This is a genomic window from Ligilactobacillus sp. UO.C109 (assembly GCF_026847815.1).
GTDB classification, from domain to species: Bacteria; Bacillota; Bacilli; order Lactobacillales; family Lactobacillaceae; genus Ligilactobacillus; species Ligilactobacillus salivarius.
Map to the genome: position 1 here is coordinate 69972 of NZ_JAPSFH010000006.1, position 16414 is coordinate 86385.

Consider the following 16414-nt stretch of genomic DNA (forward strand, 5'->3'; position numbering starts at 1 on the left):
ACTAATTACTAGTACCTTTTCATTGCAATTTTTCTATAATCAAAAAGGAATTACGTTATTATTCGCGTAATTCCTTTTTTATTTAATCTTCTTATTTAGAATAGTTAGGAGCTTCTTTAGTAATTTGTACATCATGTGGATGTGATTCAACTAAACCAGCACCTGTAATTTGTACAAATTGAGCTTCATTTGTAAGTGTTGCTAAATCAGGAGCACCACAGTAACCCATACCTGCACGAAGTCCACCGTCCATTTGGTATACAATGTCTGCTACGCTACCTTTGTATGCAACACGTCCTTCGATACCTTCTGGAACAAGCTTGTTAGCTTCATTGACACCACTTTGGAAGTAACGGTCAGAAGAACCATGTGTAGAATCCATAGCACCCAAGCTACCCATTCCACGATATGTCTTAAAGCGACGGCCTTGATAAATTTCTGTTTCACCAGGTGCTTCGTCTGTACCAGCTAACATTGAACCTAGCATTACAGCATTACCACCTGCAGCAATTGCCTTTACAATGTCACCTGAGTACTTAATACCACCATCAGCGATGATTGTCTTACCATATTCACGAGCAACACCTGCAGCATCATAAATTGCAGTAATTTGAGGAACACCTACACCAGCTACAACACGTGTTGTACAAATAGAACCTGGTCCAATACCTACTTTAACTACGTCAACACCAGCATCATATAATGCCTTTGTTGCTTCTGCAGTTGCAACATTACCAGCAATCAAAGTTGCTTCTGGGAAATGTTCACGAATTTCTTTAATCTTACGTAATACACCAGCTGAATGTCCATGAGCTGTATCAATAACTAATGCGTCTGCACCTGCATTTAAAAGAGCTTCTGCACGTTCAAAAGTATCACTTGTAACCCCAACAGCTGCAGCTACTAACAAACGTCCGTGTTTATCTTTAGCAGCATGTGGAAATTCTACTACTTTTTCAATATCTTTGATTGTAATTAATCCAGTTAATTGACCTTCTTCATTAACCATTGGTAATTTTTCAATCTTATATTGTTGTAAAATTTCTTCTGCTTTTTCTAAAGATGTGCCTTCTGGAGCAGTAATTAAGTTTTCCTTAGTCATTACATCGTCGATTTTAACTTTGCTATCAGTAACAAAACGTAAATCACGGTTTGTAATGATACCACAGAATTTACGGTTTTCAGCATTTTCAACAATTGGAACACCACTAATACGATATTTGTGCATAAGTGCTTCTGCTTCAAAAACTTTGTTATCAGGAGTCAAGAAGAATGGATCAATAATAACACCTGATTCAGAACGTTTTACTTTACGAACTTCATCAGCTTGACGTTCAATTGTCATATTCTTATGAATAACACCTAATCCACCTTGACGAGCCATTGCGATTGCCATTGCAGATTCTGTAACTGTATCCATTCCCGCACTAATGATAGGGATATTTAATTTGATGTTTTTCGCAAGTTGAACACTTAAATCAACTTCATTAGGTAAGACATGGCTTTCAGCCGGAATTAATAGTACGTCATCGAATGTATATCCTTTTTTAACAAATTTAGTATCCCATTTGGACATTGTTAGAACTCTCCTTTACGTAATTGTTAATATGTTGTCTTACAGAATACAAAATATTTCAAGAAAAAGCAAGTATTCTTAGTTAATTTTTAAATTCTTAATCTTATTCTTATTTTTAAGGTTAAAATTCGTTTTTTAGCTACCTTATTTACGAACAATCAATATATTATTCAGTAAATAACAAATCATACATTTTAGTTTCTAATGGGTGTTGCAACTCTATGTTCATTCCTACTGCTGTCTTTTTCCCAACGATTTCTTCACGAACACTATCTGATACAATCTTACCTTCTCCCAAATAGTAGAACCCTTTTCCATCGGCATCGCTACGTTTTACAAAAAGATGTAGTTTTATTTTATAATTTCCCATTTTATCTTTTGCTAAAAGCCGTTGAACCTCATCTGAATCTATATGTCGAGGAGATCTAGTATACCATCTCAAACTTTTACCATTTTGTAAATCATTACGATATTTAGCATTTCGCTTATCTTCAGAATCTTTCTTATAGGTTATAAAAATTGGACATTCTTTTTCACCTACACGATACCCATACATTGGTGCACTGACGTCTTTTTCCCAATTTAATAAGCGGCATACATCTTTACGAGTGTATTTTTGATAGAATGTAAACTGCTTTTTATTTTGATATTCCTCATTCAATAATAATCCTGTTTGAATAACATCTTGCCATAACTGGTAGAATTTAGGATTATTCAAACTTGTTTTAATTTGATCATTAAGTTGATAATCTAACAAATTGACCTTTTCTATGATAGGAATTCCACCATACTGTTCAGCTTTGGTTGTCTTTCCAGCCTTCACATCAAAGAAAGATAAGTTCAAAATATTTTCAACAGAATTCATTAATTCCATATTGAAATAAATTTGTTTTTCTTGTAATTCTTGCTCATAATCAGATAAACTGCATACTTTATTTTTAGTCAATAGATCTAATAATATGAGTTCGTGAGGTCTCATTCCATTCAATAATTCTTTGGTTATAAAAGTTAAAACTTGTTCTTGATACAAATTCAACTCAGAATCTTCTCCCATTTTTTGCAAGAAAATATCATAGTTATCAAGATTTCCGTTATTAGCAAAAACAATTGGAGAAACTGACCCAAATCTATAAAAATCTTGTAGCAAAGGTACTTTACCAAGTTTATTTTTCAAATCTTGATAAGCTGTTCTCAATTCCTTCATTGAATCTAACTTCACTTTATCCAATGATTGCAGAATCTTTTCTTGAGCAATCTCCGTAAAATTAATCGTTGAAACATCAATTACTGGTGGAACTCTTAACTCTGCTTTAGCTTCGTCAATACTGCGACTATTGTCTTGAGTTAAAGCAATTGGAATCAAATAATTATTTTTATAATTACCAATAAAATCTAATACTGTTACGAAATCTTTTCCTGGATATTTTCTTAATCCACGTCCTAATTGTTGAATAAATACAATACTTGACTGTGTATTTCGTAACATCACAACTTGATTGACACAAGGAATATCGATACCTTCGTTAAACAAATTAACGGTAATGATATATTCTATTTTCCCTTCTTCTAATTCTCTAACTACTGCTCTTCTACGTTCATTACTATCTTGATTAGTTAGAGCTTTAGCTTGATGTCCTGCATCTGTAAAAGCCTGAGCCAATTCTAATGCCTCATCTTGACGACTACAGAAAACCAAGCCATGAACTTTTAGTCCAGAGTAACCATAATAATCTAATTGATCCAAAATATATTTCACACGCTTAGGGGCTGTTAAATAACGTAGATTTGTTGTTTCATCTACTGTAATGCCATCTTCTTCATAATCTTGAACCCCAATATAGTGAAATGGACTGAGCATTTTATTTTCTAAAGCATCACGCAATCTAATTTCGTAAGCTAAATTATAATCAAATAAAGCATATACATCCTGATTATCCATTCTTTCAGGTGTTGCCGTCATTCCCAACCAAAAATCGGGTTTAAAATGGTGCATGATTTTTTGATAAGATGGCGCTGCTGAACGATGTGCCTCATCAATCAAAATATAATCGAAATAATTACTTGGTAATTGGTCTAATATTTTGTCTTGGCTCACTGTTTGAATAGTAGAAAAAATATACTTTGCTTGAGTATCTTGCCTATCACCACTTAACATTCCATACAATCTGCCACTTCCACCGATTACCTTCTTAAAACTTTCCATCGCTTTTTTAGCAATTTGTTCCCTATGAACTACAAATAAAAATCGTTTAGGCTGGTATTCCTTAACCGCGAATGCTCCTAAATAAGTCTTACCAGTCCCAGTAGCAGACACAACTAGAGCCTTACTCTTCTTTTCAGCAACTATTTTTTCTAGCTCTTTTAAAGCAGCCATCTGCATCTTATTAGGAACTATCTCACTTTTGGCTTTGTTATTAATAGACTTGTCTGTTACTCGTAAATTTTGCCAAACTTCTTTATAATTATCTATCCAAGCTTGTGTCAGTACTTGGGAATTTTCTATAATTCGCTCTAACTCTGAATGAGTTTGCTGATATAGACTACCATTTTTCGTTGAAGTTAGTTTTATCGCCCATTCATAATTACTTAACATCGCAGCTCTAGTAAAATTAGCACTACCAACAATCATCGTATAATAATCTGAATGTTCAAACATGTATCCTTTCGCATGAAAGCCAGATTCTTCGGCAAGATAAACATCTACATTCTTTAACTTTAGCAATTCAGTAAATACTTTGGGTTGATTAAAATTAAGATACGTACTTGTAACGATCTTGCCCCTTATCCCTTTTTTATCTAAATCTGCCAAAACAACTTTCAAAGGAGTTAACATATCCAAAGTTATAAAGGCTACCGACCAAATAAAACTTTTACATGTTTTTAATTCTTGTTTCAGACTTGTCCAAATATGTTGATCATTAGCATTGACTAACATTTTAGGAGTTAATAATTCATGTCCGGAATAATCAGCAGCATACAAGCCGTTAAGCATCGCTTCCTTCAATGTTTCGTTATCCATTATCTACTTCTCATCCTTTGCATTTTTATTCTAAATATAATTCTTGCAACCTTTCAATTTTAGCTTTCGTCATTCCCAATTTTTCTTCTAAAAACTTTTCAACAGATCCACTTACTACTCGACATGCTTTAGGTAAAACTTCAATTGTTTCAGCAATAACTGCTGTTTTACTGTTTAATCTCTGTGCTATTTCTATTTGCGATTCACTCTCTAACGCATCATTTATTGTTTCAGAAGAATAATTATCAAAAAATAGATTGGTATATAAGTAATCTTCCACAATTTGTTTTTCACTCACACCTAATGCACTCAAAATTAAAAATGCAGCTACCCCTGTTCTATCTTTTCCAGCTGTGCAATGGAAAACCACACTTTCTCCCTCTTTATCATTTTCCAATAAGACATTGAACATTTTTCGATAAGCAGCTTGTGCATGAGGATCTAACAACATTTGAAGATAAGTTTGTCTTCCAAAATCCATATTACTAGCTCCTAATCGCATATTATTGATGATTCCTAAATTTTTAAACAAGCTAAAAGAAAATGGGTATACAGTATCTTGAAAATATTGTGCCTTGTCTGGATACTTATCTGGCGAATAACTAGATTCTTCAGATGAACGTAAATCAACAATATAGCGAACTCCATATTGATCAAGATAATCTACATCATTCTTAGTTAACTGTGCCATACTTCCACTACGTAATAGTTTATGCCATTTAATTTTCCTGCCGTCCTCGGTTAAATAACCGCCCAATTCTCTAAAGTTTATACCTTCTTCTAGTTCTAACATTCTATGTTCCATAATTAATTTCACCCACAATCAAAAAAACTAGGTCTATTCTAATTATAATAGACCTAGCTTTTATTACTCAAAATATATTACTTCTTCATTTCGCAAACTTCGACCCAATCAACATAATTTCGATTGAATTCAGTAACTTTAACTTTCAAGCCACCCAGTTCAACTTCAGTTCCCAACTGAATCTTATAGTTATCTTGTAAATATCCTGCCAATGTTACACTTTCTGATTCTAAGAAATCTTTTTCTTGGAATCCAAAATAACGCTCAAAGTCGTATAAAGTTGTTTTACCTGAAACTTTATATGTTCCATTGTGATTATCAATAATATCATCTGGCAAAACATCATCAGCTTCATCTAAAACTGTTCCGAAAACTTCTTCATAAATATCTCTATCAGTTACAATTCCACTAGTTCCACCATATTCGTCTAACACCACAACCATTGGAACTCGTTTTCTTGTCATTTGTCGTAACAAGCCTTGTAATTCTGTAGTTTCAGGAACAGAAATAATTGTTCTCAATAACTTAGAAATCTTGATCGTATCATCTACACGTGATTGACGAATCAAATCATAAATATAGACATAACCCAAAATCTTATCTTTATCATTATTGGCTACTACCGGATAACGTGAGTGTTTTTCTTGCAGATATTTATTCAAAACATCTTTTACAGTTGCGGTAATATCTACCACTTCAACACTTGTTCGATCAATCATAACATCTTTAGCAACTTTGTCATTAAATTCAAATGCACGTCGCATATATAGATAGTCTTCTTTGTCTATCGAACCACCAGTAACTGCATTCTTTGATAAATTTAAGATTTCATTTTCTGACAATACATCTGTGTCTTCTCCAGCTGGTTTTAATCCCATCGCTTTAACTATACCGTTAGCAGAAGCATTTAATAACCACACAAATGGATAGAATAGAATATGGAAGTAATGTAGTGGGCGAACCACAAACATCATCACTTTCATCGGCATATCAATACTTATGTTCTTAGGTACAATTTCAGTTAAAACAACTTCCAAATATGTAAGTAAAACAACACCTAAAACTGCACTAATTGCCATAATAGTTGTGTGATTTAACGGTGTAAAACCAAAAAAGTCAGCAAAAATTTGCGATAAGGTATCTGCTCCAAGCCAGCCTAAGATGATTCCTGTTAATGAAACACCTACCTGAGTTGTAGATAGATATTCATTCATGTTATCGACCATCTTCAAAGCCATTTCAAGCTTTTTCTTGTTACCTTCTCCATCCTCTAACATACTCTCAATTTGACTTTTACGTACTGAAACAATTGCAAATTCAGCTGCCACAAAGAAAGCGGCAAAGAAAAATACAATTACTACAACGATTAAATTGCTAACCGCCTGACCACTAGACAAAATGCATTCCCCATTTCTCAAAATATTGATGTCTTAATTAACACCTTTTAATTTCATCTACTGATTTTTTAATTCTTATATGCTCTATCATAGCATTTTTTACGTAAAATTACCTTATACTTAGGTTAATTATTTGTATCTTCTTCAGAAATTTCTGCACTTTCAATTACTGAAATTTTTTCGGCAATATTCCCTGCAATCTTTACTTCATAATTTTCTGGATTTGCGAGAAATTCATCGACACTTCCTAAGGTGTCTATCCTGAATCCTGATGCATTCAATTTAGGTGATTCAACTATTAAATTCACTACTACTGGTACTTTTTCTTCTAATCTATTAAAGAAATTATCAACCTTATCAATATTGCTATATGGTAAATTAATTATTCCAGATTCTAATCTAACGAAGACTGGACCATCTGCATAATCAATAACTAACTCAATTTGAGTTAATTTATTATCTTTAATAGAACTTTCAAATTTATCAATCACCGGCACCATAACATCAGCTACTCCCATGCTGTCTACATCTGAAGCTCTAGCTGTGATTGTCTCCTTGTGATAATCCTCGTTTTCAATCGCAGTAATGAAATTTCCTACTTCGATTTCCATTTAGTTCACGTCCTTAAAAATTATTCTAAGATATAATCTACTATAACTAGTTATACATTATCAATATTTTTGTAAAAATTTAGTTTTTACTCTCTTTTACTTTTTCCTCATAATTTGTAAAATATTTGGGTATATCTGCCTTTATCTCTAGTTCTCTCATTGAAAATGGCAAAGTTAATTTCTGTTTGTAGCCATGTAACATCATATGCTTTTCTTCACTTACATGATTATATAACACGTCTCCTACAATAGGATGCCCCATTGCCGATAGATGTACGCGTAATTGATGCGTTCTTCCTGTTTCCAATCTTAAATAAACTACTGAATTATTTCCAAATTCTTTAATTACTTGATAATGTGTTCTAGCTGGTAGTGCGCCTATGCCGTCTACTTTTCGCTTACGCTTATCATTTTCATCCTTACCAATTGGTAGATCAATAACTCCTTCTTTTTGATCAAAAATTCCTTCTGTTACAGCTAAATAGTCACGCTTGATTATGTGCGTACTAATCAAACGAGTCAATATTGGTACCACAACTGGATTCTTAGCCACTATCATCGCCCCACTGGTCAACATATCTAAACGATGTACCATATAAGGATGTTCATCTTTTACATCTAAGTATCCAGCAATATAATTCATCAAAGTTCCTGTTTCATATGGTTGATTAGGATGGCTCTTGATTCCTTGAGGCTTATTTACTACTAATAAATCCTCATTTTCAAAAATAATCGGAATTTTCCTACCTTTATCTACAATATAATTTGAGGTAGCTGTCCTAAATTCATCACCTTCAAAGATTAATTCAATTTTTTGATTTCCTTGAACAATTGTATTCATTGGATAATATTTACCATCAATTTTTACATTTTCCCTAATTCTCAAAAAATGGATAAATTTACGTGGAAGTAACCATTTTTCAGACAATAAAGCTCGTAATGAAATTCCACTAAATTCAGCATTGACTGTTCTTTCAAATTTATACTTACTCATCATTTCCCTCATTTCTAATCCGAGCTAATTATAATAATTTTCGTGAAACATGGCAAAATAAAAAGTAGCCTTACCTAATTATGAAACTTGTATCATAACCAAATAATTCTACTTCATTATTTTTTATCTCAATATATCAATTAAATTCTTATTTGCTGCCTGTCTAGCTGGTAATATACCGAAGATCAAACCAACTGCACTAGAAACTCCAAACGCTAATAAGAAGGCATTTAGCGTAACATGTGCTTTAATTTTAATTCCTCCACCTAGACTTAGCAATGGTGCCAGTAGATGTGATAAGCCTGCACCTAAAACAAAACCAATTAGACCACCAGTTACAGTCAGAACCATCGCTTCAATTAAAAATTGTAGCATAATATTAGTTGGGGTTGCCCCTACCGCTAATCGGATACCAATCTCTTGAGTTCGTTCTGAAACTGAAATATACATCATATTCATAACGCCGATTCCAGCGATGAACAGAGAAATTGCCGCAATTAGACTGATAAATCCAGTTATCATATTAATTTGTGAAGAAAATGCCTTTAATTCTTTTTCCATATCGTAATATGTATATGTTCCTTTATTCATGGCACTTCCATTTTTTTCAAGATACTTAGCAATCTTTTTAGATACCTTACTTGCCGGAGCATCTTGAGGGAATGTTAATTTAATTACATCGCCTTCATTGGCATTTTGTCCATCGTAATATAACTTATATGGAACAACAACATCAGTTCCTTTTGCACTTAATGTTCCATATTGGTCATATTTACTTCCGCCACCATAAACACCAATAATACGATAAGTTGTCTCATTAGATGAAATTGAAGTTCCAACTGCATTTTGAGCAGTTCCAAATTCTTTTTTTGCCAAGGATTCTTTTATCATCGCTACTGGCTCTTTCATCTGTAAATCTTGTTTAGTAATCTCTCTACCAGCTATTAAGTCAATCGACTTTTCAGGTTTCTTTTCTAAATTAATACTTACAGACCTCTCCTCATCGCCAATAGTCATCTTAGAATTGATTAATGAATCATGTTCTATCTTCACATCTTTAAATTCTGAACCAAATTCCGTCTTAATATTAGCAATATCTTCTTCAGTAAAGCCATGTACTGTCGATCCCATGTCTACTGAAGAATATCCAATTTCTGTCGTTTGTTGTCCTTGTTTAGAATTACCAAACTTATCATACATCGTCTTTTTAACACCATCACCCATGCCCAGAATTGTAATAACGGCAGCAATCCCGATCATTATACCGATAATTGTTAAAAAACTTCTTTTCCGATTAGTTTTCAAAGATTGAAAGGCTGTTCTCAATAACTCTATAAACTTCATTATATCTCATTCCTTTCATCTTCTATCATGTGACCATCAAGAATTGTTACTACCCTCTCGCATTGCTCAGCAACGTGTGGATCGTGTGTAACTAAAATAATAGTTGTATGACTTTCTCGATTAAGTTCCTTAAATAAATTCATAATTTCTTGGCTAGTTTGTGTATCCAAAGCCCCAGTTGGTTCGTCAGCAATTAAGAATTTAGGATTCGTAGCTATTGCTCGTGCTATCGAAACACGTTGTTGCTGCCCACCAGACATATTTTTAGGCAATTTATTTTCATAACCAGCCAGACCTACTTTACTCAAAACTTCGCTAACTCTTTCCTTAATCTCCGCACGTTTCTTACCAGCATACAATAATGGCAAAGCTACATTTTCTGCCACACTAACGTCTCTTAATAACTTAAAATTTTGAAAAACAAACCCTACATTTTCGTTCCGAAGTTTTGAAAAGTCTTTTCTATCATAATCATGAATTGGTTCATCATTATAATAATAAGTCCCCTCAAACTTATCATCTAAAAAACCAATAATATTTATCAAAGTAGATTTCCCTGAGCCAGATTCACCAATAATTGCTACCAATTCTCCTGCATCGATATTTAGATTAATATCATGTAACACATGAAATTGAGAATCGCCTTGTTGGTAGTATTTATTAATATTTTCTAGCCTAATCATTATTTTCTACCTGCTCATTATTTTTTAGGTCTTTATCTGGATTAGTAACTATCTTATCGCTATCTACAAGGCCTTGATCTACAATAAAATAGCTATTAACTTCTTTGCCTGACACTTTAGTTGCTTGGGCTTTTCCAGCTTTATTTACAACGTATACTTTTCCATCTCTTACAGCAGCTTTAGGAATTTTTATTCCCTTTTGTACTACTGACATTTTAACAGTTTGACCTAACATGAATTTCTTGGCATCCACTTTAGCATTTAAATCATATTTAGTATTGTTACCCTTGCTATCTTTTGTTGGTACTTCTGACAAATATGATATTTGTGTTTCTTGAACCTTATTAGTAGCAACTGCCTTAACTTGAATATTTCCACCTAATTTAACCTTGCTATAGTCATATTCTGAAATTTGTGCTGAAACTTGTCTATCATCAGAATATAAAGTAACAACTGGTTGATTTTGTTTGGATGTATCTATTTCAACATATCCAGCATATGGAGCTGTTAAAGTTTGATTGACCTTACTAGATAAAGTATTTAATTTATTTCTTGCAGCATTCACACTTGCTTGAGCATCGGCATAAGCATTTTGTGCTTCCGTTAATTGTCCTTGTAACTCACTATATCCATCATTACCTGATCCCACACTGCTCATTTGTTTCTTAATATTATTAATACTTTGTTGCTGAGAATTCATCGCTCTTTGCGATTTATCAATTTCACCTTGAACTTCCACAACCGAATCTTGCTTATCTGTATTGTGTGTAGTTAGGATAGCTTGTCCTTGCTCAACATGCTCACCATTCTTAACATTAATACTTTGAATATCACCACTAGGAGTATCTAAAATTTCCCTTTGAACTGGCTCAACACTTCCTGTTAACGTAAAGCTAGTTTGTTGTGACACTTTAGCAACACGATATTTGGAATCTTCACTTGAATTTTTATCTGAAATTGCAGAGTGTACAGCTACGCCGGCTACCAATAATACTACAACTCCACCAACTATTATCCAGCGTTTTTTCCCTGTAAATTTATTTCGTAAACTTCTTTTTTTCTTCATCTTCTATCCTCCATATTATTTCCCTAGATCAATTATGTTCTTCACTATATATCACTAATCATCTTCATTGGTTAATTACTTACATAACTAACTATACACATAACAAAGACTTAACGCAAGCATTTCTTAAAAAATTCCAATAAAAAAATGGCATGCCTATAATAGACACACCATTTAAAAAATAATTATTCTGCTTCCATTGCTAGTAAGAAACAACCTGTAATTCCAGCATCATCGCCTAATTCTACATGAACGATATAGTCATCTAAATCGGGTGTTGGAACATAATCATTCATTTGCTTTTTAAATGATTCTCTTATCATTGGGAATAATTGTTCTTGCTTAGAAACACCACCACCAAAAATAATTTTTTCTGGTGATAAAGTTAAAGTTAAATCTACACATGCTTGCGCTAAGTAATATGCTACAATTTCCCAAGCCTTATCATCTTTAGGAATATCATAAGCCTTAACACCACCTTGTCTTGCTTCAATTGCAGGACCAGCAGCTAAACCTTCTAAACAGTCATGATGGAATGGACACTTTCCTTCGTACTTATCTTCGGGATGACGACGCATAATGATATGTCCAATTTCTGGATGTCCGTATCCTTCGATAACTTTACCATTGATAACAACACCGCCACCGATACCTGTTCCAACAGTTAAGTAAACACAACTATCTTTACCTAAAGCTGCACCTTTTTTCAATTCACCGTAAGCAGCTCCATTAACATCCGTTGTCCATGCATAAGGTACGTCAAATCTCTTCTTCATTTCACCTAAGAAATCATAGTTCTTCCAGCCTGGCTTAGGTGTATTGGTTATATAACCATATGTACTAGATTTGCGATTAACATCAATTGGTCCAAAAGAAGCAATTCCAATGGCTTGAACTTCATGCTTTTCAAAGAACTTGAAAACATCGCTCATTGTTTCTTCTGGTACTGTTGTAGGAATTGAAACCCTTTCTACTATATTTAAATTTTCATCAGCCACTGCACAAACAAACTTTGTTCCACCGGCTTCAATTGCTCCGTATAATTTAGTCAATTTATCTCACCTCTATTAATTGGTAAACGTTTTCCTCTATAACAACTATTATTTTATAACATATCATTTAAAAGGTAAAGAAAAATATGCTAAACGTTTGACATATAATATAAATTATTTTCAAGTAGATAATTACCTTTATTATTCTGATAATGTGCTATAATACTTTTTTGAAATAAGGATGCAAAATCGCCGGGTTTTGCCACAATATCTAAACTACAAGTGAACTGACAGGCGGCAGATTTTCTGCATAGGTTTGCTTATACGGAGGGTAATTATGCAAAATACTGTTTATTCAGTAAGACGTGAAGTTTCCGGTTATATCGTGAAAAATATCTTCGCATCTTTAGGAATATCATTATACGTTTTGGTTGATACTTTATTTATAGCTCTTGCAGCTGGTTCAATCGGTCTTGCAACTTTAAATATTGTATTGCCGATTTTCAATCTTTTTAACTCTTTAGGGTTGCTTTTAGGTGTTGGTGGTGCCGCTATTTTTTCTTTAAATAAGGTTCGTCACCCTGAAAGAATTGAAGGACTTTACAGTGAACTCATCATTTTTTGTGTGGGATTAGGAATTCTCTTTGCAATAATTGGAAATCTTTTTCCTCATCAAATTTTGACTTTAATGGGTGCTAATCAACAAACCATCAATATGGCAACCACTTATTTTCGTATTGTTTCCTGTGGTGCTCCATTGTTTATGGCAAATTATGTTACTATTAACTTTGTTAGAAATGATGGCAACCCCTCGCTAACAATGCGGGCTGCTTTAACACAAACAGCTTTTGTAATATTCATGGATTGGCTTTTAATTTTTGGGTTAAATTTAAAAATGGAAGGTGCTGCTTTAGCAACTATTTTTTCTCCTTTAACTAGTCTAACGGTTTTAAGTAGACATCGCCATTTTGCACAACGACAATTAAAACTTTTTAAAACCAAAGTCCATCTCAAAACGGTCCTAAAAGCTGCTCGATTAGGTATTCCATCTTTCTTGAATGAAATGAGTACTGGAGTTAGCATTTTTGTTTTCAACTTAGTACTTCTAAAGTTAGGTGGAAATTATGTGATTGCTGCTTATGGAGTTATTGCTAATATTGGGATTGTTTTCTTAGCAATCTTCAACGGTGTTGCCTTAGGGGTACAACCTATTGCTAGTCGCGAGTATGGTAAACACTTATACCAAAACGTAAAAATTGCTTTAAAAATTGGATTGCTTGTTACTTTTTCAATAGCTATAATCAGTTATTTCTTACTTCTTATTTTTAAAGCTCCTATTGTCGATATTTTCAACGCTGAACACGAAGCTCAACTTGTTGCTTATGCAGTTAAAGGTATTCCTATTTACTTTATTAGTATCTTTTTTAGTTGTCTAAACCTTGTTTTAATGCTATTTTTAGCAGCTATCAACGATGCTAGAGGTGCCTTTTTCTTGTCGATTTTACGTGGATACGTCATCCTATTACCATCAATTATTATTTTTGCTTACTTTGGTGGCATAGCTGGTGTCTGGGCAAGTGTTCCATTTACTGAATTTATCGTAGCAAGCTTAGGTATATATCTAACTAATAAAAAAATTTCTACTATGCAAATAAGAAAGGAATCTTTATTGTGAAAATCAAACGTTTAGATCACATCGTATTAACAGTATCAGATTTAGCTCAGGCTGAACGCTTCTATCATGAAGTATTTGATATGCCAGTCATTAAGGATCAAACCACTGAAGATGTAATTACACTTCGTTGTGGTCATCAACTTATTCGTCTACGCAAAGCTGATAAAAATAGTGACTTGCATGCTAATAATCAAACAATTGGTGCAGCTGATATTTGTATCGTCTCTGGAGATAAAATGTCTGACATTGAAAATCATCTTAAGAGTTATTTTGTAAATATTGTTGCTGGTCCTGTGACAAAAATGGGATCTGAAGGCGAAATGACATCGATTTATCTACGTGATTACGATCAAAATTTGATTGAAATTTCAACTTATAAATAATCTAAAAAATCTCAAGCTGATATTTTGGATACCAGTTTGAGATTTTATTTTTTATACAATTGTCAATTCTAGACACAGGACCAATTTCCTAATTTATGCAAATCCTATTTAGCCCATAAGAAACCTATCAATGCTTTATCAACCCCTTTGCTTTCATGCAATTTACTATGTTGTCCATATTTTCCACTTATTTTTAATTCTTGATATGACTTCTCACGACTATTTAATAAGTATTTTAAAGATTTTGATGAATTATTGCTTACCCTTCCATCTGACTTATCACCTATGTCTCCATAGATGTTTAGGACATCAATTTGATTCTTAGGATAACTCTCTCTAATTGCCAATAATTTCTTATAACTCTGCCTAAAGATATTTGGCTTACCATTTTTTTCCAATTTACTTTCACCTAATTTGTCATCCATTCCCAAAATACCATTAAAGTGACCAGCAATATCTACTTGCTTTTGAATTTGAGGTAAATTCTTATCTCCACCATAGTTCAGCAAGTAAAACATAATTGACATATTTCCCATCGAATGTCCCACTACATTAAACTTTTTTATGCCGTATTTCTTTTGTAGGGCTACTACTACATTTTTCATCCATTTAGCATCTTCGTTATAATTTGCGTTCTTATTATCTTGATAATTCACTTCAACAATTGGATTTTTTGCGTTCTTTTTCATACTTCCTATTAATTCAACTTCACCCTTAGCCGAAACATCAGCTCTGATGATTGTATTAGTTACACCTTTATTTTTAGCATAATTTGCTATTTGTCGTTCCGCACGATAACTACTCCCCCAACCATGGAAGAATAAAGTAGGAACATTTGAATTAATATAATTATTCTGAGCAGCTTGTACTCGATAAAGTCTTACTCCACAAAATACTATTAATAAAACAGCTAGTAAAACTAACCATACAGATTTATTTTTTCGTAACACCCCACATCACCTCAAAGCCTATTATAAAGCTTAGAGCTTACTTCAAGGCAAGAAAAAAAGCACATGGAAATTCCATGTACTCTCTAACTATTATTTCAACAATGAAGCTGCTTCTTCATCAATAATTACTACAACATCAGGGTGATTTTGTAGTACACTTGCTGGAACTTCAGGTGTTACTGGTCCTTCAATCATTGCCTTAACAGCTTCAGCTTTGTTCTTACCAAATGCTTCTAATAAAATTGTGTCAGATTTCATTATTGTTCCAATTCCCATTGAATATGCGTATTTTGGAACATCTTCTTCATTGTCAAAGAAACGTGAATTTGCATTAATAGTTGATTGTGTCAAAGCCACTTTATGAGTCTTACCATCAAATGATGATCCTGGTTCATTAAAACCAATATGACCATTACGTCCAATTCCTAAAAGTTGTAATCCAACATGATATTCTTCTAACAACTTATCATAGCGCTCACATTCTTGATCAGCATCTTCAGCCATTCCATTTGGTAAAAATGATTTGGCAAATGGCTTAGCATTGAATAAATGTTCCTTCATAAAGTAAGCGTAACTTTGTTCATCTTCTGGCTTTAATCCCACATATTCATCTAAATTTACAGAGATACTATTGGAAAAATCAATATCACTTTTTACTAATTCATCGTATGTTGTTTCTGGAGTACTACCTGTAGCTAAGCCGAATACTTTGACCCCATTATCTAAAGCTTCTTTAAATACTTTTAATGCTTCTTTTCCGCCTTCTACTTGATCTTTAACTTTGATTATTTTCATAATAAATACTCCTTCTTCCATTTTGGTCTATACCAATTATACAACTAATATTTCTATTTGTAAACTCTTGCATTCATGGTCTATACCATTTATTATTAAGTTGTTACTTAAGTTAATAGAAGTG

The 16414-nt window shown here is 33.1% G+C and carries 14 protein-coding genes; 2 read left to right on the forward strand and 12 right to left on the reverse strand.

What is annotated here, in order from left to right; translation table 11 throughout:
• Window positions 1–91: 91 nt before the first annotated feature.
• From guaB to OZJ21_RS01895, 10 genes are all read right to left on the reverse strand, one after another.
• Window positions 92–1576 carry an IMP dehydrogenase gene (gene guaB / locus OZJ21_RS01850; protein ID WP_004564176.1) on the reverse strand — a complete coding sequence of 495 codons (1485 nt, stop codon included), beginning with the start codon at window positions 1574–1576 and terminating at the stop codon, window positions 92–94.
• 166 nt (window positions 1577–1742) lie between these two features.
• Window positions 1743–4595, reverse strand: a complete 2853-nt coding sequence (locus OZJ21_RS01855; RefSeq protein WP_268857332.1) for a DUF3427 domain-containing protein — start codon at window positions 4593–4595, stop codon at window positions 1743–1745.
• Between the two features lie 25 nt (window positions 4596–4620).
• Complete coding sequence (locus tag OZJ21_RS01860) at window positions 4621–5400, reverse strand: tyrosine-protein phosphatase (protein ID WP_268857333.1); 780 nt, start codon at window positions 5398–5400, stop codon at window positions 4621–4623.
• Between the two features lie 77 nt (window positions 5401–5477).
• A complete protein-coding gene (locus OZJ21_RS01865) occupies window positions 5478–6797 on the reverse strand; it encodes a hemolysin family protein (protein WP_003701269.1) in 1320 nt (439 codons plus the stop codon).
• A gap of 125 nt (window positions 6798–6922) precedes the next feature.
• Complete coding sequence (locus tag OZJ21_RS01870) at window positions 6923–7408, reverse strand: hypothetical protein (protein ID WP_268857334.1); 486 nt, start codon at window positions 7406–7408, stop codon at window positions 6923–6925.
• Window positions 7409–7487: 79 nt separating this feature from the next.
• Window positions 7488–8402, reverse strand: coding sequence for an RluA family pseudouridine synthase (locus tag OZJ21_RS01875; protein WP_268857335.1), 915 nt, complete (start codon window positions 8400–8402; stop codon window positions 7488–7490).
• A gap of 123 nt (window positions 8403–8525) precedes the next feature.
• Complete coding sequence (locus OZJ21_RS01880) at window positions 8526–9746, reverse strand: ABC transporter permease (RefSeq protein ID WP_011476349.1); 1221 nt, start codon at window positions 9744–9746, stop codon at window positions 8526–8528.
• The gene (locus OZJ21_RS01885) at window positions 9746–10429 is read right to left on the reverse strand and encodes an ABC transporter ATP-binding protein (RefSeq protein ID WP_095759450.1); all 684 of its coding nucleotides are present in this window, start codon (window positions 10427–10429) and stop codon (window positions 9746–9748) included. The genes OZJ21_RS01880 and OZJ21_RS01885 overlap by 1 nt, the downstream gene beginning before the upstream one ends.
• The gene (locus OZJ21_RS01890; RefSeq protein ID WP_268857336.1) at window positions 10422–11495 is read right to left on the reverse strand and encodes an efflux RND transporter periplasmic adaptor subunit; all 1074 of its coding nucleotides are present in this window, start codon (window positions 11493–11495) and stop codon (window positions 10422–10424) included. The genes OZJ21_RS01885 and OZJ21_RS01890 overlap by 8 nt, the downstream gene beginning before the upstream one ends.
• A gap of 185 nt (window positions 11496–11680) precedes the next feature.
• Complete coding sequence (locus tag OZJ21_RS01895) at window positions 11681–12547, reverse strand: ROK family protein (protein WP_003701260.1); 867 nt, start codon at window positions 12545–12547, stop codon at window positions 11681–11683.
• A 277-nt stretch (window positions 12548–12824) separates the two neighbouring features.
• Here OZJ21_RS01895 and OZJ21_RS01900 point away from each other — a divergent pair, with 277 nt between their 5' ends.
• A complete protein-coding gene (locus OZJ21_RS01900) occupies window positions 12825–14162 on the forward strand; it encodes an MATE family efflux transporter (RefSeq protein WP_268857337.1) in 1338 nt (445 codons plus the stop codon).
• Window positions 14159–14545 carry a VOC family protein gene (locus OZJ21_RS01905; protein WP_081534999.1) on the forward strand — a complete coding sequence of 129 codons (387 nt, stop codon included), beginning with the start codon at window positions 14159–14161 and terminating at the stop codon, window positions 14543–14545. Before OZJ21_RS01900 ends, OZJ21_RS01905 begins: the two co-directional genes overlap by 4 nt.
• 104 nt (window positions 14546–14649) lie before the next feature.
• Here the strand turns inward: OZJ21_RS01905 and OZJ21_RS01910 are convergent, their stop codons facing one another.
• Window positions 14650–15495, reverse strand: a complete 846-nt coding sequence (locus tag OZJ21_RS01910; RefSeq protein WP_003701255.1) for an alpha/beta hydrolase — start codon at window positions 15493–15495, stop codon at window positions 14650–14652.
• Between the two features lie 90 nt (window positions 15496–15585).
• A complete protein-coding gene (gene nagB, locus OZJ21_RS01915) occupies window positions 15586–16290 on the reverse strand; it encodes a glucosamine-6-phosphate deaminase (RefSeq protein WP_003705368.1) in 705 nt (234 codons plus the stop codon).
• Window positions 16291–16414 lie beyond the last annotated feature (124 nt).

Coding starts and splice junctions, on each gene's coding strand:
- OZJ21_RS01860 (WP_268857333.1), bottom strand. CDS start 5,400: ATGGAACATAGAATGTTAGAACTAGAAGAAGGTATAAACTTTAGAGAA.
- guaB (WP_004564176.1), bottom strand. CDS start 1,576: ATGTCCAAATGGGATACTAAATTTGTTAAAAAAGGATATACATTCGAT.
- OZJ21_RS01900 (WP_268857337.1), top strand. CDS start 12,825: ATGCAAAATACTGTTTATTCAGTAAGACGTGAAGTTTCCGGTTATATC.
- OZJ21_RS01855 (WP_268857332.1), bottom strand. CDS start 4,595: ATGGATAACGAAACATTGAAGGAAGCGATGCTTAACGGCTTGTATGCT.
- nagB (WP_003705368.1), bottom strand. CDS start 16,290: ATGAAAATAATCAAAGTTAAAGATCAAGTAGAAGGCGGAAAAGAAGCA.
- OZJ21_RS01885 (WP_095759450.1), bottom strand. CDS start 10,429: ATGATTAGGCTAGAAAATATTAATAAATACTACCAACAAGGCGATTCT.
- OZJ21_RS01890 (WP_268857336.1), bottom strand. CDS start 11,495: ATGAAGAAAAAAAGAAGTTTACGAAATAAATTTACAGGGAAAAAACGC.
- OZJ21_RS01875 (WP_268857335.1), bottom strand. CDS start 8,402: ATGAGTAAGTATAAATTTGAAAGAACAGTCAATGCTGAATTTAGTGGA.
- OZJ21_RS01870 (WP_268857334.1), bottom strand. CDS start 7,408: ATGGAAATCGAAGTAGGAAATTTCATTACTGCGATTGAAAACGAGGAT.
- OZJ21_RS01880 (WP_011476349.1), bottom strand. CDS start 9,746: ATGAAGTTTATAGAGTTATTGAGAACAGCCTTTCAATCTTTGAAAACT.